This window comes from Sphingomonas pseudosanguinis, from assembly GCF_014196255.1.
GTDB lineage: Bacteria > Pseudomonadota > Alphaproteobacteria > Sphingomonadales > Sphingomonadaceae > Sphingomonas > Sphingomonas pseudosanguinis.
Window position 1 is genome coordinate 134,005 of record NZ_JACIDH010000007.1, and the last position, 21,879, is coordinate 155,883.

21 protein-coding genes are annotated in these 21,879 nt (G+C 67.7%); 7 read left to right on the forward strand and 14 right to left on the reverse strand.

The annotated features are described in order from the left end of the window. Nucleotides 1–57: 57 nt before the first annotated feature. Complete coding sequence (gene wrbA, locus GGR48_RS09940) at nucleotides 58–660, reverse strand: NAD(P)H:quinone oxidoreductase (RefSeq protein ID WP_183951755.1); 603 nt, start codon at nucleotides 658–660, stop codon at nucleotides 58–60. Between the two features lie 31 nt (nucleotides 661–691). Then, nucleotides 692–1,414 (reverse strand): pirin family protein, encoded by a 723-nt coding sequence (locus GGR48_RS09945; protein WP_183951756.1) that lies wholly within the window; start codon nucleotides 1,412–1,414, stop codon nucleotides 692–694. A 139-nt stretch (nucleotides 1,415–1,553) separates the two neighbouring features. On the opposite strand from GGR48_RS09945, the gene GGR48_RS09950 reads away from it, so the two are divergent. The 3 genes from GGR48_RS09950 (at nucleotide 1,554) to ctrA (ending at nucleotide 4,376) form a co-directional block, all read left to right on the forward strand. Further along, nucleotides 1,554–2,474: a LysR family transcriptional regulator gene (locus tag GGR48_RS09950; protein ID WP_183951757.1), complete on the forward strand. Its 921-nt coding sequence runs from the start codon at nucleotides 1,554–1,556 to the stop codon at nucleotides 2,472–2,474. Further along, complete coding sequence (locus tag GGR48_RS09955) at nucleotides 2,471–3,565, forward strand: AI-2E family transporter (protein ID WP_183951758.1); 1,095 nt, start codon at nucleotides 2,471–2,473, stop codon at nucleotides 3,563–3,565. The genes GGR48_RS09950 and GGR48_RS09955 overlap by 4 nt, the downstream gene beginning before the upstream one ends. Before the next feature lie 103 nt (nucleotides 3,566–3,668). After that, on the forward strand, nucleotides 3,669–4,376 hold the full coding sequence (ctrA, locus tag GGR48_RS09960; protein ID WP_183951759.1) for a response regulator transcription factor CtrA: 708 nt from the start codon (nucleotides 3,669–3,671) through the stop codon (nucleotides 4,374–4,376). A gap of 199 nt (nucleotides 4,377–4,575) precedes the next feature. On the opposite strand, the gene GGR48_RS09965 is transcribed toward ctrA, so the two are convergent. The 3 genes from GGR48_RS09965 to GGR48_RS09975 all read right to left on the reverse strand — a co-directional run bounded on the left by GGR48_RS09965 (nucleotide 4,576) and on the right by GGR48_RS09975 (nucleotide 7,998). Continuing rightward, nucleotides 4,576–5,631, reverse strand: a complete 1,056-nt coding sequence (locus GGR48_RS09965) for a choice-of-anchor A family protein (RefSeq protein ID WP_183951760.1) — start codon at nucleotides 5,629–5,631, stop codon at nucleotides 4,576–4,578. Between the two features lie 60 nt (nucleotides 5,632–5,691). Beyond that, the gene (locus tag GGR48_RS09970) at nucleotides 5,692–7,368 is read right to left on the reverse strand and encodes an amidohydrolase (RefSeq protein ID WP_183951761.1); all 1,677 of its coding nucleotides are present in this window, start codon (nucleotides 7,366–7,368) and stop codon (nucleotides 5,692–5,694) included. Between the two features lie 186 nt (nucleotides 7,369–7,554). Then, nucleotides 7,555–7,998, reverse strand: a complete 444-nt coding sequence (locus GGR48_RS09975; protein WP_183951762.1) for an Lrp/AsnC family transcriptional regulator — start codon at nucleotides 7,996–7,998, stop codon at nucleotides 7,555–7,557. A gap of 126 nt (nucleotides 7,999–8,124) precedes the next feature. Here GGR48_RS09975 and ald point away from each other — a divergent pair, with 126 nt between their 5' ends. Together ald and GGR48_RS09985 are read left to right on the forward strand one after the other, a co-directional pair. Next, nucleotides 8,125–9,231: an alanine dehydrogenase gene (gene ald, locus GGR48_RS09980; RefSeq protein WP_183951763.1), complete on the forward strand. Its 1,107-nt coding sequence runs from the start codon at nucleotides 8,125–8,127 to the stop codon at nucleotides 9,229–9,231. A gap of 448 nt (nucleotides 9,232–9,679) precedes the next feature. After that, the gene (locus tag GGR48_RS09985) at nucleotides 9,680–9,892 is read left to right on the forward strand and encodes a DUF3072 domain-containing protein (protein WP_183951764.1); all 213 of its coding nucleotides are present in this window, start codon (nucleotides 9,680–9,682) and stop codon (nucleotides 9,890–9,892) included. A gap of 4 nt (nucleotides 9,893–9,896) precedes the next feature. On the opposite strand, the gene GGR48_RS09990 is transcribed toward GGR48_RS09985, so the two are convergent. The 6 genes from GGR48_RS09990 to ccmC form a co-directional block, all read right to left on the reverse strand. Further along, nucleotides 9,897–10,526, reverse strand: coding sequence for a tetratricopeptide repeat protein (locus GGR48_RS09990; protein ID WP_183951765.1), 630 nt, complete (start codon nucleotides 10,524–10,526; stop codon nucleotides 9,897–9,899). After that, nucleotides 10,523–10,900 carry a cytochrome c-type biogenesis protein gene (locus GGR48_RS09995; protein WP_183951766.1) on the reverse strand — a complete coding sequence of 126 codons (378 nt, stop codon included), beginning with the start codon at nucleotides 10,898–10,900 and terminating at the stop codon, nucleotides 10,523–10,525. Before GGR48_RS09995 ends, GGR48_RS09990 begins: the two co-directional genes overlap by 4 nt. Next, nucleotides 10,897–11,424 carry a redoxin family protein gene (locus GGR48_RS10000; RefSeq protein WP_183951767.1) on the reverse strand — a complete coding sequence of 176 codons (528 nt, stop codon included), beginning with the start codon at nucleotides 11,422–11,424 and terminating at the stop codon, nucleotides 10,897–10,899. The genes GGR48_RS09995 and GGR48_RS10000 overlap by 4 nt, the downstream gene beginning before the upstream one ends. Beyond that, entirely contained in the window at nucleotides 11,421–13,355 is a 1,935-nt protein-coding gene (locus GGR48_RS10005; protein ID WP_183951768.1) for a heme lyase CcmF/NrfE family subunit, read from the reverse strand. The genes GGR48_RS10000 and GGR48_RS10005 overlap by 4 nt, the downstream gene beginning before the upstream one ends. Then, nucleotides 13,352–13,786, reverse strand: coding sequence for a cytochrome c maturation protein CcmE (ccmE, locus tag GGR48_RS10010; protein ID WP_183951769.1), 435 nt, complete (start codon nucleotides 13,784–13,786; stop codon nucleotides 13,352–13,354). Before ccmE ends, GGR48_RS10005 begins: the two co-directional genes overlap by 4 nt. Before the next feature lie 97 nt (nucleotides 13,787–13,883). After that, a complete protein-coding gene (ccmC, locus tag GGR48_RS10015; protein WP_183951770.1) occupies nucleotides 13,884–14,609 on the reverse strand; it encodes a heme ABC transporter permease CcmC in 726 nt (241 codons plus the stop codon). A gap of 446 nt (nucleotides 14,610–15,055) precedes the next feature. Between ccmC and GGR48_RS10020 the strand changes: the two genes are divergently transcribed. Then, complete coding sequence (locus GGR48_RS10020) at nucleotides 15,056–17,128, forward strand: TonB-dependent receptor (RefSeq protein WP_183951771.1); 2,073 nt, start codon at nucleotides 15,056–15,058, stop codon at nucleotides 17,126–17,128. A gap of 109 nt (nucleotides 17,129–17,237) precedes the next feature. Here the strand turns inward: GGR48_RS10020 and GGR48_RS10025 are convergent, their stop codons facing one another. Both GGR48_RS10025 and GGR48_RS10030 read right to left on the reverse strand, forming a co-directional pair. Next, nucleotides 17,238–17,687: a MaoC family dehydratase gene (locus GGR48_RS10025; RefSeq protein WP_183951772.1), complete on the reverse strand. Its 450-nt coding sequence runs from the start codon at nucleotides 17,685–17,687 to the stop codon at nucleotides 17,238–17,240. Beyond that, nucleotides 17,684–19,537, reverse strand: coding sequence for an acetyl/propionyl/methylcrotonyl-CoA carboxylase subunit alpha (locus tag GGR48_RS10030; RefSeq protein WP_183951773.1), 1,854 nt, complete (start codon nucleotides 19,535–19,537; stop codon nucleotides 17,684–17,686). Before GGR48_RS10030 ends, GGR48_RS10025 begins: the two co-directional genes overlap by 4 nt. 70 nt (nucleotides 19,538–19,607) lie before the next feature. On the opposite strand from GGR48_RS10030, the gene GGR48_RS10035 reads away from it, so the two are divergent. After that, nucleotides 19,608–20,024 carry an endonuclease domain-containing protein gene (locus GGR48_RS10035; RefSeq protein ID WP_276208031.1) on the forward strand — a complete coding sequence of 139 codons (417 nt, stop codon included), beginning with the start codon at nucleotides 19,608–19,610 and terminating at the stop codon, nucleotides 20,022–20,024. Between the two features lie 83 nt (nucleotides 20,025–20,107). Here GGR48_RS10035 and GGR48_RS10040 read toward each other — a convergent pair whose 3' ends face one another. Then, nucleotides 20,108–21,706, reverse strand: coding sequence for a carboxyl transferase domain-containing protein (locus GGR48_RS10040; protein WP_206362550.1), 1,599 nt, complete (start codon nucleotides 21,704–21,706; stop codon nucleotides 20,108–20,110). Between the last annotated feature and the right edge of the window lie 173 nt (nucleotides 21,707–21,879).

Genomic DNA, 21,879 nt, shown 5'->3' on the forward strand with positions numbered 1-21,879 from the left:
CCCGCCGCGCGGTAACCAAAAAAACGGGGGCACCCATCGGCACCCCCGTCCTTTACATCATCCGAACAGCTTGGCGGCCGTCTCGGCGATGCGCTTGCCCTGATAGCGGGCACCGTCCAGATCGACCTGGCTCGGCTGGCGGCTGCCGTCGCCGTCCGCCAGCGTCGATGCGCCGTAGGGCGTGCCGCCATGGACTTCCTTGACGCCCATCTGGCCCTGGAAGCCGTAATCCAGCCCAACAATTGTCATGCCGTGGTGGATCAGGTTGGTCAGGACCGAGAACAGGGTGGTTTCCTGCCCGCCATGCTGGCTGGCGGTCGAGGTGAAGGCGCCGCCGACCTTGCCGACCAGGCCGCCCTTCATCCACACGCCGCCGGTCGTGTCCCAGAACGCCGCCATCTGGCTCGCCATGCGACCATAGCGGGTCGGCGTGCCAACGATGATCGCGTCATAGTTGGTCAGCGCGTCGGGGCCCTCGATCTCGGGGTGCGCGGTGTCGGTCTTGAAGTGCGCGGCGGCGACCACTTCCGGCGGCGCGGTCTCGGCGACGCGGCGGATGTCCACCTCGGCCCCGCCGGCGCGCGCGCCCTCGGCGATGGCGTCGGCCATCTGCTCGATGTGACCATAGGACGAATAATAAAGGACCAGAACCTTGGCCATGTGATGATACTCCCTTCCTGAAAGCGTGAAATTATTCGGAATCGACCAGAACGATCTCGGCATCCTCGACCGCCGTGATCGTCACCGTGCGACCACCCGACAGCGCCGCGCCATCCCGCGCTGCGAACGGCACACCATCGATTTCGATCCGTCCCGTCGCCGGCACCAGATAGGCGTGACGTCCCGCGCCCACCGTATGTTCGATGCTCTCGCCGGCATGCAGGGTGGCGGCCAGGACACGGGCTTCGGCGCGGATGCGCAGCGCATCGCCATCCTCCTCGAACCCGCTGGCGAGCGTCACGAACTTGCCCGAGCGTTCGCCCTTGGGAAACGGCTTGGCGCCCCAGCTGGGCTGGCCGCCCCGCGTGCGCGGTTCGATCCAGATCTGGAAGAGCGTCGTCGGCTCGGCCTCCAGATTATATTCGGCGTGACGCACGCCCGACCCCGCGCTCATCACCTGGACATCGCCCGCAGCCGTGCGGCCGACATTGCCCATCGAATCCTGGTGCGTGATCGCGCCGGTGCGGACATAGGTGATGATCTCCATGTCGGCATGGGGATGCGGCGGGAAACCGGCATTGGGGGCGATGACGTCGTCGTTCCAGACCCGGATCGCGCCCCAACCCATGCGGGCCGGATCATAGTAGTTGGCGAACGAGAAATGATGCCGCGCATCCAGCCAGCCATGATTGGCGTGGCCCAGGCTTTCGAAGCTGCGGCGGTCGATACCCTTCTCGGCGGTGATAGCAGTCATGGAATTTCTCCCTTGGTTGCCCTCAAGATAGGGCCGATTATGATCGCGTAAACGGAAACGCTGGAAACCGATCGTTTCCACGTTCATTGTAGCGGCGCGGCCCGGCCATGGACCGCTTTGGGGGGATAGAGGGTCGAGGATGCGTCTGCCGGATCTGGAAGCCTGGGCGATCTTCGCCGCCGTGGTCGAGCATCGCTCGTTCAGCGCCGCCGCCGATGCGATCGGCCTGTCCAAGGCGACCGTCTCCAAGGCGATCACCCGGCTGGAGGCGCAGCTCAACCAGTCGCTGTTCCACCGCACCTCGCGCCGGCTGGCGCTGACCGAGGCGGGCAAGCCGCTGGCCGATCACGCCGCGCGCATCCTGGCCGAGGCGCGCGCCGCCGAGGAGGCCGCGCGCGACGCCGCCAGCGCGCCCGCCGGCCGTATCCGCCTCGCCGCGCCGATGTCCTTCGGGGTCAGCAACATCGCGCCCGTCATCGCCGATTTCCTGGCCGCGCATCCCGGTATCGAGATCGAGCTCAGCCTGTCCGACGCACGGGTCGACATCGTGGCGGAGGGCTATGACGTCGCGCTGCGCATCGCCGACCTGCCCGACAGCTCGCTGCGCGCGCGGCGGCTGTGCGGCATCTCGACGCATATCGTCGCCTCGCCCGGCTATCTGGCCGACCATGGCGAGCCGCGCCATCCCAACGAATTGGGCGAGCATCGCCTGCTCAGCTATTCCAACATCACCGGTCCCTGGCGCTTCCGCCATCCCAACGGTGCGGAGGTGTCGGTGCGGCCGCAGGGGCCGCTGACCGCCAATAGCGGCGATGCGCTGGTCCCCGCCGTCGTCGCGGGCCTGGGCATCGCGCGCCTGCCCGGCTTTATCATCGGCCCGCATCTCGCCAGCGGCGGCGCCGTCGAGATCCTGACCGAATGGACGCCGCCGCCGATCGGGCTGCATCTGCTCACCCCGCCCAGCCCGCTCAGGCCCGCCCGTGTCGAGGCGCTGATCACCTGGCTGGCCGACCGGGTGCGCGATCCCTGTACCGCGCATAAGCCGGGAGCCACGGCATGAACCGGCTGCGCCCCGATGCGGACGATGCGCGCTTCATCCGCCGGATCGTCCTGATCCTGCTGATCCTTGCCATCACCGCCGCGCTGTTCCGTGCGGGCGACCTGCTGATCCTCGCCTTCGGATCGATCCTGGGCGCGATCGTCATCCATGCCATCGCGGACCTGTATGCCGATCACCTGCCGCTGGGACCCAAGCGATCGCTGACCCTGTCGATCGTCACCGTGCTGGCGGTGCTGGGTTTTCTGGCCTGGCTGTTCGGTGTCGCCTTTCGCCAGCAATTGAACACGCTGGTCACCCAATTGCCGATCCTGCTCGACCAGCTGGCCAACTGGGCCTCGCAGTCGCCCGTCGGCGAAAAGATCGTCGATGCGGTGCGTGCCGCCTATGCCGGCAGCCGGGTGGCGCAGGACATCAGCGGCATCGTGTCGGGCGCGGGCGAGTTCGTCCTGAACTGCCTGCTGCTGCTGGTCGGCGCGCTGTTCTTCGCCGCCGATCCTAAGGTCTATGAGCGCGGCTTCCTGCTGCTCATACCTCGCTCGATGCGGCCCGCGCTGGAGGATGCGCTGTTCGACACGGGCTCGACCTTGCGCCTGTGGCTGCGTGCGCAGCTCATCCAGATGACGACGATGGGCGTGCTGGTCGGCATCGGTCTGGGCATCGCCGGCGTACCGTCGGCCGCCGCGCTTGGCCTGCTGACCGGGCTCAGCGAGTTCGTGCCCTATGTCGGCCCGATCGCGGCGATGCTGCCGGCGCTCGGCCTTGCCGCCCAGGGCGGCAATGGCGCGGTGATCGGCACGCTCGTCACCTTCGCGGTCGTCCGGCTGATCCAGACCAACGCCATCACCCCCTTCGTCACCAGCCGCGTCGTCGCCATCCCGCCGGCGATCACGCTGTTCGCGATCATCGGCATCGGCACCATTTTCGGGTTGTTCGGGCTGTTCTTCTCGGCCGCCTTGCTCGTCGTCGCCTTCACCCTGATCCGCAGCCTGTATCTGCGCGAGGTGCTGGGCGAGGATATTCCCCGGTCCGAACACAAGACGCTGCTCGGCCCGAACGCATTTTTGAAAAAGGATGCGTCGAGTCCCGATTAGGAGCGAATTAACCTTTTGCGTTCATATCCGCGTTGGTTAATGAACGGAATTTCAGATCGCCGGGGGCCTCACGGAGGGCGATCATCGCGAATGGGGACTGCCGATGCGCGTATTGTTGATCGAGGACGAACCGACGACCGCCAAGGCGATCGAGCTGATGCTCGGCAGCGAAGGCTTCAACGTCTATACCACCGACCTGGGCGAAGAGGGCCTGGATCTGGGCAAGCTGTATGATTACGACATCATCCTGCTCGACCTGAACCTGCCCGACATGCATGGTTACGACGTGCTGAAGCGTCTGCGCGTGGCGCGCGTGTCGACGCCGGTCCTGATCCTGTCGGGCATCAACGAGATGGACTCGAAGGTGCGCAGCTTCGGCTTCGGTGCCGATGATTACGTCACCAAGCCCTTCCACCGCGAAGAACTGATCGCGCGCATCCACGCCGTCGTCCGCCGCTCCAAGGGCCATTCGCAGTCGATCATCCGTACCGGCAAGCTGGCGGTCAATCTCGATGCCAAGACGGTCGAGGTCGACAATGCCCGCGTCCATCTGACCGGCAAGGAATATGCCATGCTGGAGCTGCTGTCGCTCCGCAAGGGCACCACGCTGACCAAGGAGATGTTCCTGAACCATCTCTATGGCGGCATGGACGAGCCGGAACTGAAGATCATCGACGTCTTCATCTGCAAGCTGCGCAAGAAGCTGAGCCTGGCCTGCGACGGTGAGAATTATATCGAGACGGTCTGGGGCCGCGGCTATGTGCTGCGCGAACCCGATGAGATCGGACAGGCCGAACAAGCCGTCGCCTGATCGGGCGGTTTGTCGGGGAGATACGGGCCGGTTCGCGGGGGCGCGGGCCGGCCCTTTTCTATGGTGAGGCCCCATGGCCTTCGACTTCGCTCAGGCTGAACGGAGCGAGGGGACAAGACCCGATCAAAAATGCCGTTCAGCCTGAACAAACACGTCGTTCAGCCTGAGCGAAGTCGAAGGCCACGCCCCACCCTATCCATCAGGCGATGACGCGCCGCCGCCGCAGCGCCAGGACCAGCAACGCCAATCCCCCCGCCATCAACCCCATCGTGGCCGGCTCCGGCACCGGGGTCGGCGAACCGCCGCCGCTGCCACCCGGCGTGACCGGCACGTTCGGCGTGGTGGGCACATAGGTGCCGATATAGGTCCCCAGATGGAATTCCCCATTCTGGGTCAGGCTGGCGAACACCGCCGAACCTTCGATATAATTGCCGGTCGTCGCCGCCGCCTTGGGCGCCAGCACCGAGCCCTTCCAGGCGGTGGTCAGCTCCAGGCTGGTCGCGGTCGGGAAATTCCAGATGACATGCTCGCCCAGGCCGCTCGCATCGCCCAGGAAATTGTCGTCCAGCCGCACCGCGCTGCCGGTGACATTGACGATGACCGTGTCCGCGCCGTTGCGGTTGAACGCGATCTCGCCAAAGCGCGACAGGTCGGCGGCGTTCAGGTTGAACACCGCGACGCCATTGGCGCCCGGCACCGCATTGAAGGTCGCGCGGTTGCCGACGATGCTGACCGCGCCGGTCGCCGCCAACGCCGCATAGCCGTTGGACAGATCGGTCATGCTGCTGGTGAGCAGCGTCTTCTGCTGGTTCAGCCCCGTGACGAAACCCGGATCGCTCGCGCCCAGCCCGGCTTGCACGATATTCTGGTTGATATTCGTGTTGGACAGCGTGCCACCGACCTTCACCGTCTGCACCCCGCCATTCAGGTTGAACCCGCCGACGACATTGCCGCCGACCAGCGCGCCCGAGCCGTTGTTGAGGTTCTTCGTACCGCCCAGCACGTCGCCGACCACGGTCAAACCGGGCAGCGCATAGTTGGACGGTGCCGGCGTGCGGATCTGGTAATTGGACGAATTGCCGCTCAAATTGCCGCCGACGAAGGTCCGCCCCTCCACCTCGGAACTGGAGGTCAGATCGCCGAGCACGATCAGATTCCATTCCTTCAGCGCATCGATGCCGACGACCGGCCCGGCCATGGCGATGGAGGGCAAGGCGGCGGTGATCAGCGCGACGAAAGAAATACGGTATTTCATGGGGATCGGCCTAACCCAAAAGCCTTGCCGATCCCTTATGGATGTCGTCCCGTTTCGGGATCAGCGGCGCTCCCACACCTTTTGCCCGCCGATCCACGTCTCCTCGACCTTGGTCGCGCGCAGCTGGGTCGGGTTGGCGTCGAGCGGGTTGCGGTCGACGATGACGAAGTCCGCCTGCTGGCCATGGCCCAGCCGGCCGAACAGCTCCTCGGCGAACCCGGCATAGGCGCCGTCCATGGTGAAGGCGCGCCACGCCTGTTCGCGGGTCACGATCTCCTGCGGCTGCCACCCGCCATAGGGCTGGCCGTCCGGCCCCTGGCGCGTGATCGCGGCGGCCCAGCCGGCGAAGGGATCGGGGCTTTCCACGGGATAGTCCGATCCGAAGACGAGCGGCGCGCCGTTCTTCAGCATCGTGTTCCAGGCATAGGCCCCCGCGAGCCGCGCCGGCCCCAGCCGTGCCTCCGCCATGGTGCGATCGCTGGTTTCGTGCACCGGCTGCATCGAGGCGATGATGCCATGCTTGCCGAAGCGCGGCAGGTCGGCGGGATCGACGATCTGGGCATGTTCGATCCGCCAGCGCCGATCGCCCTTATAGGTTTCGGCCAGTTCGTCGATCGCGTCGAGCACCTGCGCATTGGCGCGGTCGCCGATCGCGTGGACGGCGACCTGATATTTGTCCATCGCCGCGCGGCTCATCAGGTTGCGGATCACATCGTCCGACATGAAGCCCAGACCCGTCTGGCCCGGCGCATCGGCATAGGGCTGCTTCAACCACGCGCCGCGCGACCCCAGCGCGCCGTCGCCATAGAGCTTCACCCCGACCAGCCGAAGCTTGTTGTTGTACAGCCACTGGGTCGGCCCGGTGCCGCCGATGCGCACGCTGTCTTCGACGCCGCCGCCATAGCTCATGATACGGACGCGCAGGTTCCCGGCATCGCCCATCCGGCGATAGGTCAGCCATTCGTCCAGCGTCGTGCCCATATCGGCGGTCGCGGTAATGCCGTGGCTGAGCAATTCGTTCTGCGCCTTCAGGAAGGCGGTGTTGCGATCCTTGGCCAGCGGTTGCGGCACCGCCTTCTGGATCAGCGCCATGGCGGCGTCGACGAACACGCCCGAGGGCTGGCCGCCGATCTTCTCGATCCGGCCGCCGGCGGGCGAGACGGTCTTTGCGGTGATTCCAGCCGCCTTCATCGCCGCGCTGTTCGCCCAGAGCGCATGGCCATCGGCACGCTCCATCACCACCGGCCGATCCGACACGATGGCGTCGAGATCAGCGGCGGTCGGAAAACGACCCAGCGCCCAGCTTTCCTGGTTCCAGCCGCCGCCCAGCACCCATTTGCGCTCGGGGTTCGCCGAGGCATAGGCCGCGATACGCGCCTTGGCCTCGTCGAGCGACTTGGTCGGCGCCAGGTCGAGTTCGAGCAGGCGGAAGCCCAGCCCCATCACATGGCCATGCGAATCGACGAATCCGGGGATCAGCACCCGCCCCTTCATGTCGGCGCGCCAGTCCAGCTTGTCGGGGCGCTTGTCCTTGGCCGACAGGAGCCGCGCGACCTTGCCATCCGGGGTCAGCAGCAGGCCGGTGAAGCGGACGACCTTGCCATCCTTATCCAGCGTCATGCCCGTCACATTGTCGATCAGCGCATCGGCCAAGGCCGCGACGGGGGTGAGCGCGGTCGCCAGCGTCGCGGCAAGCAGGATGCGAAGGGGGCGGAAGGAGGAAGCCGACTTGAGCATGGTCCGTTCCCTATCGGGTGATGAAGCGGGTGGGAAGCACACAGAATCGTCCTCCCCTGCAAGCGGAGGGGAACCAGCGAAGCTGGTGGAGGGGTGTCCCGGTTCGTGAGGGATTACGCCAGCAGCGGCGACACCCCTCCGTCAGGCCTTTCGGCCTGCCACCTCCCCTTGCAGGGGAGGAAAGTTCTAGGATCGCCGCACCACCTCGCGGATCACGAAGTGCGAGGCCAGCCGCGTCACCCCCGGCAATCGCGCCAGCGTCTCGCGGTGGATACGCTCGTAACTGTCGTCGCGGCGCACCTCGACCTGGATCATATAGTCCGCCTCACCGCTCATCAGGAAACATTCGACGATCTCGGGGCAGCGCAGGATTTCCCGTTCGAACGCCGCCATCGTTTCCTGCCGTTGGTCCTTGAGCGTCACATTGACCATCACGATCGACGGCCGCCCGCGCGCTTCATGGCTCAGGATCGCGCGATAGCCCGCGATCACTCCCGCCTCGCGCAGTTGCGCCACCCGGCGATGCGCGGCGCTGGCCGACAGCCCCACCTTCTCCCCCAGCGCGGCGCTGGTCAGGTCGGAATCGCGGGCTAGCTGGGCCAATATGCGGCGGTCGATCGCGTCAGACATGATTTCCTATTACATGGGTTAAACGCGCAATAAAATCCCGCATGTGCCGCTCAATTGGGATCGCTTTGCAAACCTCTCCCGCCCGATCGGCGCTACTATCGGCGCAGCAATCAGGAGAGTTTCGTCATGCGCGTCGGTGTGCCCAAGGAAATCAAGAACCACGAATATCGCGTCGGCCTGACCCCGCCGTCGGTGGCCGAGTTGGTCGCGGCCGGCCATGAGGTCATCGTCGAGACCAAGGCCGGCGGCGGCATCGATTTCGAGGATCAGGACTATATCGACGCCGGCGCGCGCACCGTCGCGACCGCTTCGGAAGTGTTCGACCAGGCCGAGATGATCGTGAAGGTGAAGGAGCCGCAGCCGCAGGAAGTGGCGATGCTGCGCCCGCATCACCTGCTGTTCACCTATCTCCATCTCGCCGCCGACAAGCCGCAGGCCGAAGGGCTGATGGCGTCGGGCGCGACCTGCATCGCCTATGAGACGGTCACGTCGCCGCGTGGTGGCCTGCCGCTGCTCAAGCCGATGTCGGAAGTCGCGGGCCGCATGGCGGTGCAGGTCGGCGCGCATTATCTGGAAAAGGAACAGGGCGGTCGTGGTGTGCTGCTGGGCGGCGTGCCCGGCGTGGCACCGGCCAAGGTCGCGATCCTGGGCGGCGGCGTCTCGGGCGTGAATGCCGCGCAGATGGCGGTCGGCCTGCGCGCCGACGTCACCATCTACGACATCAACAACGACCGTCTGGCCGAGCTGGACATGTTCTTCTCCAGCCAGATCAAGACCGCCTATGCCTCCAAGGCGGCGATCGCCGCGGCGGTGAAGAACGCGCATCTCGTCATCGGCGCGGTTCTGGTCCCCGGCGCTGCGGCGCCCAAGCTCGTCACCCGCGACATGCTGAAGACCATGAAGCGCGGCTCAGTGCTGGTCGACATCGCGATCGATCAGGGCGGCTGCTTCGAGACCAGCCATGCCACCACCCATGAGGACCCGGTGTTCGAGATCGACGGCGTGATCCATTATTGCGTCGCCAACATGCCGGGCGCGGTCGCGCGCACCTCGGCCTTCGCGCTGAACAACGCCACCCTGCCCTTCGCCATCCGCCTGGCGAACATGGGCGCCGAGGCCGCGATGAAGGCCGATGCGCACCTCGCCAACGGCCTGAACGTGTCGGGCGGCAAGATCCGCCACGCCGCCGTCGCCGAAGCGCTCGACCTGCCGTTCGAGGCCTGGGCGGGTTAACGCCTGTTCTGACTGCCGTTCGGTCTGGGCTTTGTCGAGGGCGCTTCGCGTGGCCTTCGACTTCGCTCAGGCTGAACGGCGGTTCGGGACATCTTCCCAATCAGGCCCGCCCCCTCCCCGCCCTCCGTTCACGCTGAGCGAAGTCGAAGCGCACGCCCCGCCCTTCGCCACGAGGGTGATCCCGTCGCCTTCGACCGCACTCCGGCTGAACGGCTTGAAGGATTTTGGTTCGCGCGGAGACGCAGAGGCGCGGAGATGATCGCTCCAGCCGCCAAGGCTGGTCGCCGATCGATACGGTGCGGCAAATCCCGCTGCTGAACTGACACCAGAGGGCCAGCCCATCCCGGCCCTCTCCGCGCCTCCGCGCGAACCAAAATCTTCGCGTCCTCGCGCCTTCGCGTGAACAGAAATAGAACGTCCGCGTTGGTGCCGGCGAAAGGATGCCGTGATGACCGACAACCCCAAATCCGAACCCTTCTCCAATGCCGAGAAGGACCCCGATGACTGGACCACCGGCGATGAAGCGATGACCGGTGCGCAGGCCAGCTATCTGAAAACCCTGTCCGAAGAGGCTGGCGAGCCGTTCGACGACGGCCTGACCAAGGCGGAAGCGTCGAAGCGGATCGACGCGTTGCAGGAAAAGACCGGCCGGGGCCAGTAAGCCCTTACGGCTCCATCAACGCCATCGCCCGGTCGAGCAGCATCACGCGCTGCGCAATGGCCGGGCGATAGGGCGCATCGGCGGGCGTCTTTTGCAGGGCCAGCCGCCACAGCGTCCGTGCCTTGGCGAACTCGCCCGCGCGCATCTGCGCCAGCCCCTCGAAAAAGAACGGCACCGGGTCGTTCGGCCCCAGCACCCGCGCGCGGCGGAAGGCGAATTGTGCGGCCGGCGACATCTGATAGCCGTCATGCGCGAACAGGACATTGCCCAGCTCGGTCCAATAGGCGACGCTGCGGGGCTTGCCGCCCACCGCGCCCAGCATGATCTGCACCGCCGTCCGCTTGTTGCCCGACCGTGCCAGCGCATCGGCGGCGGTGAACATCGTCGCCTCCTCGCCGAACCGCCCCATCAGTTGCCCGCGCAGCTCGACCAGCTCGTCGCTGTCCAGACGGGGATCGGGCCGCGCCGAAGGTGGGCTGGCGGACAGGCTCGGTCGCCCCTGCCACGCATAGCCGACGCCGCCCAGCGCCAATGCCGCGCCCAACATCGTCCAAAGCGGCCGCGGAAAGCCGCGCCACAGCGCCAGGCCGATCACGGCCCCGGCGATCAGGATCAGGACCAGCCACCCCATCATCGCCGCTTCCGAAAGCTGGAACGCGCGATCCAGGCGCCGATGCCCAGCAACAGGATCGGCGTCGCCCACAGGAGCGCGGTCGCCCCCGACAAGGGCGGATCATAGCTGACATAATCGCCATAGCGTTCGATCAGCCAGTCGCGAATCTGCGACGGGTCCTCCCCGCGTGCGATCCGCTGCCGCACCAGCGCACGCATATCGGCGGCCATGTCGGCATCGCTGTCGGCGATCGACTGGCCCTGACAGACGACGCAGCGCAGCTCGCCCATCAAGGCGCGCGCCTGCGCTTCGGCATGCGGATCGGGCAGCTGCGTATTGCCGAGATCGGGCGCGGCCGGTGCGGCCGCCAGCGCAAGGGCCAGAACCAGGCTCATCGCGCCGCCGCCACGTCGCGGACGATCTGGTCGACCTGATCGGCACGGATGTCGCCGATATATTGCCGCACGATCCGCCCGCGTCCGTCGATCAGGAAGGTCTCCGGCACGCCTGACGAGCCGAGCGACAATTGCACCCGGCTGCGGCTGTCATCGCCGATCCGGTCATAGGGATCGCCATTGCGGCGGAGGAAGGCGACGACCGCCGGCCCCTTGTCATGGATCGCGATGGCGTCGATCGGAATGCCGCGCGCCTTCAACCGCATCAGCTGCGGCGCCTCGGCGATGCAGGGGATGCACCAGCTGGCGAAGACGTTGAGCAGGTGGGGGGTGCCACGCCCGAAATCGGTGCTCGCCAGCCCGGATTTGCCCGGCACCATCGGCTCCAGCTCGAAGCTCGGCAGCGGCTTGTCGACCAGCGTCGAGTGCACCGCCGTGTCGGCCGGGCGCATCAGTCCGGCCGCGACGACCGCAAACAGCGCGCCGAACACGGCCAGCGGCGCCCAGATCAACCAACGCTTCATCCCCAAAGGGCCTCCCGCCGTCGCTGCTGCCATGCCTTCCACCAGCGCCCGACCAGCGCCAGCGCGCCGCCGAGCGCGACCAGGATGCCGCCGAACCAGATCAGCGTCACGAACGGCTTCCACCACAGCCGCAGCTGCCAGCGACCGGTCGCGGCATCCTGCTGCCCCAGTACGGTGTAGAGCTGTCCGTCCCAACCGGTCGCGATCGCGCTCTCGCTGGTCGTCGTCGGCGGATCGGTGAAGAATCGCTGCTGCGGGCGCAAGACGGTGCCCACACCGTCGCGGGTCGCGGTCAGTCGCGCCTCCAGCGCCGACCAGTTCGGCCCGACATTGGGATAGATGCGGTTCAGCTCGACCCGCCACGGCCCGACGATGGTCGCCTGTCCCGGATAGAGCGCGACCAGCCGCTCGGCGGTGAAGGCGCTGTCACAGGCCATGCCGATCAGGCTGACGCCGATACCCGCATGCGCGACCACCATGCCCCAGATGGGCAGCGGGGTGCGCCGCCAGTTGCGCTGCGTCATCGGCAGGACGCTGGCGACGATCAGCCCGACACCGAAGGACAGGCCCAGGAGCGGTAACACGCCCATGCCACCGCTCAGCGTCAGAACGAGCGCGAAACTGCCCGCCGCCGCGACCATCGGCCACAGCATGCGGATCAGCACCGCCTCGGCCTGATCCCGCCGCCAGCGCAGCATCGGCCCGACCGCCATCACCGCGACCAGCACCAGCGCGATCGGTCCGGCGGCGGCGTGGAAGAAGGGCGGGCCGACCGACAGCCGCACGCCGAACCCGGCCGCGATCAGCGGATAGAGCGTGCCGATCAGAACGATCCCCAGGATCACCGACAGCAGCAGATTGTTGACGACCAGCCCGCCCTCGCGGCTGACGAAGGTGAAGCTCCGGCCCGCGCGCACCTGCCCGATCCGCGCGCCGAACAGCGCCAGCGCGCCACCGATATAGAGCGCCAGCAACGCCAGGATGAACGCCCCGCGCCGGGGATCGACCGCGAAGGCATGGACGCTGGTTAGGATGCCCGACCGGACCAGGAAGGTGCCGATCATCGACATCGAAAAGGCGACCACGGCCAGCATCACCGTCCAGGCGCGCAGGCCATCACGCGCCGCCAGCACGTTGACCGAGTGGAGAAGCGCGGTCGCCGCCAGCCAGGGCATCAGCGACGCATTCTCGACCGGGTCCCAGAACCACCAGCCGCCCCAACCCAGCTCATAATAAGCCCAATAGGACCCCGCCGTGATGCCGATGGTCAGCAGCACCCAGGCGCCCAGCACCCAGGGCCGCATCGCACGGGCGAAAGCCGGCCCCACCTGCCCCGTCACCAGCGCGCCGACCGCGAAGGAGAAGGCCACCGACAGGCCGACATAGCCGGCGTAGAGCGTCGGCGGGTGGAAGGCGAGGCCGGGGTCCTGCAACAACGGGTTCAGCCCCTGCCCCTCAATTGGTGCCGGGTTCAGCCGCGCGAACGGGTTGGAGGCGAAGAGCAGGAAACCATAGAATCCGAGCGCGATCGCGCCCTGCGCCGCCAGCGTCGCGACATGGGTCGGCCGGTCGAGCGCCCGCTCTTTCCACGCGACCAGCGCCCCGCCCGCGCCCAGGATCGTGACCCAGAGCAGCATCGACCCTTCGTGATTGCCCCAGGCGCCGGCGAATTTGTAGATCCAGGGTTTGGCCGAATGGCTGTTCTCGGCGACCAGCGCGACCGACAGATCGGTGGCCAGGAACACCGCGATCAGCGCGCCCATCGCGATGGCGACAAGCGCGCCCTGCACGATCGCGACCGGGCCGATCGCCGCCATCGCCTGCTCGCCCGCCGCGTGCCTATGCCGCAGGGCCAGCACGCCGAGCAACAGCTGCAACCCCGCCAGCGTCGCGGCGAACCATAGCGCGGCCAAGCCCCCTTCCGCGATCACGGTTTCAGGCTCCGGCTCTCATGCATATTGCCCGCCATTTCGGGGGGCATGTATTTCTCGTCATGCTTGGCGAGCAGGTTGTTGGCGACGAAGCGGCCATCGGGCTGGAACTGCCCCTCGGCCACCACGCCCGATTTCTCGCGGAACAGGTCCGGCGTGATCCCGGCGAAAGTGACGGGCGTCGTCGCCTTGCCGTCGGTCACCACGAAGCGCACCGTCACGCCGTCGGGCGCGCGCCGGACCGACCCCGCCTCGACCATCCCGCCCAGCCGCACCGCGCGGCCCAGCGGCAACCCTTGCGCCTTCGCATCGGAGGGGGTGTAGAAGAACGCGGCCTGATCCTTCATCGCCGACATGGCGAGCAGCACCGCCGCGACGATCGCGGCCAGCGCCAGCAGCACCAGCGTGAGACGTTGGGATTTGGGCGTCATTTCTCGGCGCGCTTCATCGCCAGATAGCTGATCGCCAGCAGCAGCCCGGTGCCGCCCAGCATGACGGCGTAGGCGGCCGCGACGAAGCTCCACTGGCTCATGCGCGCGCCATCCGTCGCATCCGCGCCTCGGCCTTAGCCAGGGCGAGCAGGGTCCGCATCCGCATCAGCACGATGGCGGCAAAGAGCAGGGTGAAGCCCGACAGCATGATCGGCAGCGGCCAGAGCAGCGATCCCGCGATGCTCGATCCCGTCAGCCCGATCGACTGGCCCTGATGCAGCGTGTTCCACCACACCACCGAATAGCGGATGACCGGTAAGAGCGCGGTGCCCGCCAATCCGTACAGCGCCGGAATCCGGCCATCGCCACCGCGATCGGCATCGGCCCGGGCGAGCGCGATATAACCCAGATAGACGAACAGCAGCAGCAGCATCGAGGTCAGCCGCCCGTCCCATTGCCACCACGTCCCCCAGGTCGGCCGCCCCCAGATCGATCCCGTCGCCAGACAGAGACCGGCAAAGACCGCCCCCGGCCAGGCGATGGCGCGGCCCGCGACCTGCGCCAGCGGATGGCGCCAGACGATCAGCGACAGGCTGGCCACCGCGATCCCGCTCCACCCCGCCATGCCCAGCCAGGCGGCGGGCACATGGATGTAGAGGATGCGCACCGTCTCGCCCTGCAAATAATCGGGCGGCGTCTGGCTCAACCCCGCCCAGGCGCCGATGGCGACCAGCACCAGCCCCAGACCCAGGCATATCCCGGTCAGCGGACGAGCGATCTTCAGAAAACGCGCAGGATTCGCAAGGGTGTGCAGGGTGGCCACGATGACGTGACTGTAAGGGGGTTTTTCGGCGACGTCATCCGCCTTCTCCCTCCTTCTTTAAGCCCCTCCCGTAAACGGGAGGGGTTTGCGGAGGGCACGGTGTCTCATAGAGAGCATCGCTCGTGGCCTACCCTCCCCCATCCCCTCCCGCCTGCGGGAGGGGCGTGAGACTCATGGAGGGCGGAGGCTGTTACCGCCTTGGTTGGTCCTATCGCTATGGCTCTCGATCAGGAGACCCCAAAGGGACCATCGCCGCATCATCTGGAGGGGGTTTGGGGAGGGCACGGTGTCTCACCGAGATCGTCGCCTGCGGCCTGCCCTCCCCCATCCCCCCCGCCTGCGGGAGGGGCGTGAGACTCATCGGCGAATGGACCCGTTGATGCCTTGATTCGTCTTATCGTCACGACCCTCGATCAGGGGGCTCCAAAGGGGACCATCACCACATCATGCCCACATCCCACCGCCTGCCGCTGCTCGCCATCGCGCTCGTCACACCCACCGCCCTGTCCGCCCAGGTCGGCGAACCCCAATCCGCCACCATCACCGTCACCGGCCGGGGCCTTGCCGACCAACCCGGCGAGCGCGCGCTCGACGTCGTGACGATCGACCGCGACCGTATCACGCAGAACGCCTCGCAACGGCTGGAGAACGTCCTCGCCGACGTCGCCGGGCTTCAGCAATTCCGCCGCTCGGACAGCCGCTCGGCGCATCCGACCTCGCAGGGGATCACGCTGCGGGGCTTGGGCGGCAATGCGTCGAGCCGCGCGCTGCTGGTACTGGACGGCGTGCCGCAGGCCGACCCCTTTGGCGGCTGGGTGGTGTTCCCCGCTTATGCCACCGGGCGGCTGGGCCGCATCCGCGTGACGCGCGGTGGCGGGTCGGGCTTTTGGGGGCCGGGCGCGCTGGCAGGCACGATCGAGATGGATAGCGCCACCCCCGACCAGCTCTCCCCGCTCGATCTGGCGGTCGCCTATGGCAGCCGCCAGTCGGTCGATGCGCAAGGGTCGGCTTCACTGGTGCGGGACGGCGGCTTCCTGACCATGTCGGGGGCCTATGCGCGCGGTGACGGCTTCATTCCGATCGTCGCGGGCCAGCGCGGCCCCGTCGACCGCCCCGCGCCTTACGAGCAATATTCGGGCGCGGCGCGCGGTGTCGTCGGGATCGCACCGTCGACCGAATTGCAGATGACCCTCGCCGCGTTCCACGATGCGCGCGAGCGGGGGACAGACTTCACCGACAATCGCTCGGAGGGCGCCGATGCCAGCATCCGCCTGGTCGGGCGCGGCGCATGGGGCTGGTCGGCGCTGGGTTATATCCAGACGCGACAATTCGCCTCGCGCTATGCCAGCGTCAACGCCGCGCGGACGGCGGCGACGCTGACGCTCGACCAGTATAATGTCCCCGCCACCGGGCTGGGCGCGCGGGTCGAGGTGTCGCCGCCGCTCGGCGACTCGGTGACGCTGCGGCTGGGTGGCGACATTCGCGACACCAGCGGACGGACGCAGGAGCTGTACACCTATGTCAACGGCCTGCCGACCCGCCGGCGCGAGGCGGGCGGCGCGACGCGAACCATGGGGCTGTTCGCGGATGGCAGCGCGGCGTTCGGCATCGCGACGCTGACGGCGGCGGCGCGGGTCGATGACTGGCGCATCCGCAACGGCCGGCTGGACGAATCCGCGCTGGCGAGCGGTGCGGTGCTGACCGACACGGATTTTCCAGACCGGTCGGGGCAGGAATTTACGGGCCGCGTCGGGCTGGCCGTCCGTCCGGTCGCGCCGCTCTCGCTGCGCGCCGCCGCCTATCGCGGATGGCGGCTGCCAACGCTCAACGAGCTGTACCGGCCCTTCCGTGCGGGTGCCGATGCGACCGCCGCCAATGCCGGGCTGAACCCGGAACGGGTCAAGGGGGTCGAGGGCGGCTTCGACCTGACGCCGGCGGCTGGGCTGCGCCTGTCGGGCACCTATTTCGTCAACCGGCTGACCGATGCCATCGCCAATGTGACGATCGGCCGGGGGCCGGGGACCTTCCCCGGCGTCGGCTTCGTCGCCGCCAATGGCGTGTACCGGATGCGGCGCAATCTGGATGCGATCCGCGCCGAGGGGTTCGAACTGGATGCGAACTGGACGCTGGGACCGATCCAGGCGCGCGGCTCGTGGTCGCGGACGAATGCGCGGGTTCGCGCCTCGGGTGCCGCCGCCGCGCTCGCCGGCCTGCGCCCGGCTCAGACGCCGCGTGATCAACTGTCGGCGACGCTGGGGGTGGAACGGCGCGACGCGGCGCTCAGCGGCACGGTGCGGCATATCGGCCGTCAGTTCGAGGATGACCAGAACAGCCGCACGCTGGCGCCCGCGACGACCTTCGACGCCTATGCGGCGGTGCCGATCCTGACCCGCTGGCTGATCGAGGCACGGGCGGAGAACCTCGCCGATGCGCGGGTGGAGGCGGCGTATAGCGGTGCGGGATTGATCGAGCGGGCGACGCCGCGGACCTTGTGGATCGGGGTGCGGACGCGGTTGTGAGCGATGGGGCGTGCACTTCGACTTCGCTCAGTGCGAACGGGGTTTGGTACTGAACCTCAACCTCCGTTCAGCCTGAGCTTAGTCGAAGGCCATGTCCTGCCCTCGCCTCCTACCCCCGCTTCTTGACCAACGCGGTCCGCAGACACCGGCACACCACCTCTCCCCGCTGGTTCAGCGCCTCATGCCGGAACGTCACCAGCCCCGCGCCCGGCCGCGACTTGCTTGTCCGCAAGGCCGTCACCTCGCTCGTCGCACGCAGCGTGTCGCCCAGGAACACCGGCGCGGGCATGACCAGTTCGTCATAGCCGAGGTTCGCCACCAGTGTCCCCAGCGTCGTCTCCCCGACCGACAGCCCGACCATCAGCGAGAAGGTGAAGGTGCCGTTGACGAGAATCTGCCCGAACTCGCTCGCCTTCGCCGCCTCGGCATCGATGTGCAGCGGTTGCGGATTATGGGTCATGGTCGAGAAGAGCAGGTTGTCCGTCTCGGTCACGGTACGGCGTATGGGGTGGTCGATCCGGTCGCCGATCGTCCAGTCGTCGAAGAAGCGCCCGCTCATGCCGCGTCCTTCGCGACGATGCGGACCAGCGCGATCCCCTCCGCCACCTGCCCACCGGTCTCGGCCTTCAGGTCGGCGACGACGCCGTCGAACGGCGCGGTCAGGACATGCTCCATCTTCATCGCCTCCAACGTGACGAGCGGCTGGCCGGCGTTGACTGCCTGCCCTTCGGTCACGGCGACCGCGATGATCCGGCCGGGCATGGGCGACAGGATCGCGCCGTCCCCCGCCCCGCCCGCCGCCAGCCCATCGGCGCGCCAGCGGGTGAAGGACCAGCTTTGTCCACCCTCCGAGATCAGCACCGCGTCGGTCGGCGACGGAGGCACATCGCCCGCGTGCGCAAAATCGACCGTGATGGCGCGCCCGTCGAGCAGGAAGCGCGCGCTCCGCCGGGGTGCGGCGTTCAGGCGGAAGCCTGACAGCGCGTCCTGCCCGATCAGCGCGGCGGCGGCCTCGGCCAGCGCCTCTTCGGACGGCTCGGTCGGTGGCATCAGCGCCTCGCCCTCGCGTGCGATCAGCCCGGTATCGACCTGGCCGCTGGCGAAATCGGGATGATCAAGCGCCTCGACCAGAAAGCCCGCATTGGTGCGCACCGGCCAGATCACCGTCTCGTCCAGCGCATCGGCCAAGGCCTCGCGCGCCGCCTCGCGGGTGTCGGCATGCGCGATGACCTTGGCGATCATCGGGTCGTACCAAGGGGTGATCTCCGCGCCCTCCTCGACCCCGGTGTCTATGCGGATCGCGGGATCGTCGCCGAGGTCGAACACCTCCAGCGTGCCGATCGCGGGCAGGAAGCCCTTGGCCGGGTCCTCGGCATAAAGCCGCGCTTCGATCGCGTGGCCGTCGATGGTGAGGTCGCCTTGCGTGATTGGCAAAGGCTCGCCCGCCGCGACACGCAACTGCCATTCAACCAGATCGACGCCGGTGATCGCCTCGGTGACGGGATGCTCGACCTGGAGCCGGGTGTTCATTTCCATGAACCAGACGCGGTCAGCGCGAAGTCCTTCCGAGGCATCGGCGATGAACTCGATGGTGCCCGCGCCGACATAGTCCACCGCCTGCGCCGCGCGGACGGCAGCGCCACATACGGCGTCGCGGGTGGCATCATCCATGCCCGGTGCGGGGGCTTCCTCGATCACCTTCTGGTGGCGGCGTTGCAGCGAACAGTCGCGCTCGAACAGATGCAACACCTGCCCATGGCGATCGCCGAAGACCTGCACCTCGATATGGCGGGGCGAGAGGATGTATTTTTCGATCAGCACGCGGTCATCGCCGAACGAGGCCGCCGCCTCGCGACGGCAGGAGGCCAGCGCCTCGGCGAAGGCGGCGGGATCGTCGACGCGGCGCATCCCCTTGCCACCGCCGCCCGCGACCGCCTTGATCAGCACGGGATAGCCGACCGCATCCGCCTCGGCGGCAAGGCGGTCGGGGGACTGGTCCTCGCCCAGATAGCCGGGCGTGACGGGCACACCGGCGGCGATCATCCGCGTCTTGGCCGCATCCTTCAGGCCCATGGCACGGATGCTGTCGGGGTTGGGGCCGACCCAGATCAGCCCGGCGGCGATCACGCTTTCGGCGAACTCGGCATTTTCCGACAGGAAGCCATAGCCGGGATGGATCGCCTCCGCCCCACTTTCGCGCGCGGCGTCCAAGATGCGCGCCGCATCGAGGTAGCTTTCACGCGCCGGGGCCGGCCCGATCAGGATGGCCTCGTCGGCCATGCGGACATGGAGCGCACGCGCATCGGCCTCGGAATAGACCGCGACGGTGCGCAGGCCCATCTCGCGCGCGGTGCGGATGATACGGCAGGCGATCTCGCCGCGATTGGCGATGAGGAGGGAATCAAACATGGGTTTCAACCTCATTCCTCCCCAAGCTATGCTTGGGGAGGGGGACCATGCGGAGCATGGTGGAGGGGCAATGGGGATACCGACGAAGCCCGGCAGGACGGTGCGACGCGCAAGGGGATTGCGGCGCGAGATGACGCTGCCCGAGGTGATTCTTTGGGGCGTCCTTCGCGAACGAACCGAGGGGTTGCGGTTTCGGCGGCAGCATCCGGCGGGGGCGTATGTGCTGGACTTTTACTGCCCGGCGGCTCGGTTGGCGGTGGAAGTGGATGGCGAGGTTCATGGGCGCGCGGATCGGCCCGAGCGCGATGCGCGGCGCGATGCCTTTTTGGCGGAGCATGGTGTCGCGGTAGTGCGAATCCCTGCCCGCGACGTGCTTCGCGATCTGGACAATGTCGTCCGTTACATCGTTGCGCAGGCTCGCGACCGTGTGCCCCTCCACCGTCCTTCGGACGGTCCCCCTCCCCAAGTGAAACTTGGGGAGGAATAAGCAGGGTTCTTGAATCCTCCCCAAGCTATGCTTGGGGAGGGGGACCGCCGCGAAGCGGTGGTGGAGGGGCGTCCCCCCGCCCATCACATCCGGAACACCCCGAACCGGGGCGCCTCCGCGATCGGCGCATTCAGACACGCATCCAGCGCCAGCCCCAGCACATCCCGCGTCTGCGCCGGATCGACGATACCGTCATCCCACAGCCGTGCGGTGGCATACCAGGGATTGCCCTCGTCCTCGTAACGCTGGCGGATCGGGGCCTTGAACGCCTCGACCTCGTCCGGCGTCCAGTTGTCGGCGTCGCGGTGGACGGTCGCCAGGACGCTCGCCGCCTGTTCGCCGCCCATCACGCTGATCCGCGCATTGGGCCAGGTGAACAGGAAACGCGGCGAATAGGCGCGCCCGCACATGCCGTAATTGCCCGCCCCGAAGCTGCCGCCGATCAGTATGGTGATCTTGGGCACCTGCGCCGTCGCCACCGCCGTCACCAGCTTGGCACCATGCTTGGCGATCCCTTCGGCCTCATAACGGCCGCCGACCATGAAGCCGGAGATATTCTGGAGGAACAGCAGCGGGATACGCCGCTGGCAGGCCAGTTCGATGAAGTGCGCGCCCTTCTGCGCGCTCTCCGAGAACAGCACGCCGTTATTCGCCAGGATCGCGACCGGCTTGCCATGGATATGCGCGAAGCCGCACACGAGCGACGCGCCATACAGCGCCTTGAATTCGTGGAAGCGCGATCCGTCGACCAGCCGGGCGATGACCTCGTGCACGTCATAGGGCGCGCGCACGTCCTGCGGGATCAGGCCGTACAGGTCCTCCGCGGGATAAAGCGGTTCGTCCGGCTCGGCGAGGTTCACGTCGGGCATGGTCTGCGGCGGCAGCGTCTCGACGATGTCGCGGACGATCGACAGCGCATGGTCGTCACTCTCGGCGACATGGTCGACCACGCCCGACTTGCGGCCATGGGTGTCCGCGCCGCCCAGTTCCTCGGCCGAGATGACCTCGCCGGTTGCCGCCTTCACCAGCGGTGGCCCGGCGAGGAAGATCGTCCCCTGCCCGCGCACGATCACCGTTTCGTCCGACATGGCGGGGACATACGCGCCGCCCGCCGTGCAGCTGCCCATGACGCAGGCGATCTGCGGGATGCCCGCCGCCGACATCTGCGCCTGGTTGAAGAAGATACGGCCGAAATGATCGCGGTCGGGAAACACCTCCGCCTGATGCGGCAGGTTCGCGCCGCCGCTGTCGACCAGATAGATGCAAGGGAGACGGTTCTCGAGCGCGATCTCCTGCGCGCGCAGATGCTTCTTGACGGTCAGCGGGAAATAGGTGCCGCCCTTCACCGTCGCGTCATTGGCGACGATCATCACCTGCCGGCCATGCACCCGGCCGATCCCGGCGATCATCCCCGCGCCCGGCACCGCATCGTCATACAGGCCGTTGGCGGCAAGCTGGCCGATTTCGAGGAAGGGCGAGCCGGCATCGAGCAATTGCTCCACCCGGTCGCGGGGGAGCAGCTTGCCGCGCGACACATGGCGGTCGCGCGAGGCTTCGCTGCCGCCGAGGCCCGCCTGCTCCACGTCGCTGCGGAGGCGTTCGGCCAGCGCCCGGTTGTGGTGGGCATTGGCATGGAACGCCGCATCGTCGCGTGAGATGCGCGTGGGAAGAACCGCACCCATCAGATCCTCCCCATCTTTGATGGGGAGGGGGACCGCCGCGAAGCGGTGGTGGAGGGGCGAGGGGCGGGGGGGGGGGCCCCCCCCCCCCCCGGCGCGCGCCCCCCCCCCCCCCCCCCCCCGGCGGGGCCGGGGCGGGGGGGGGGGGGCGGGGGGGGCGGGGGGGGGGGGCGGCG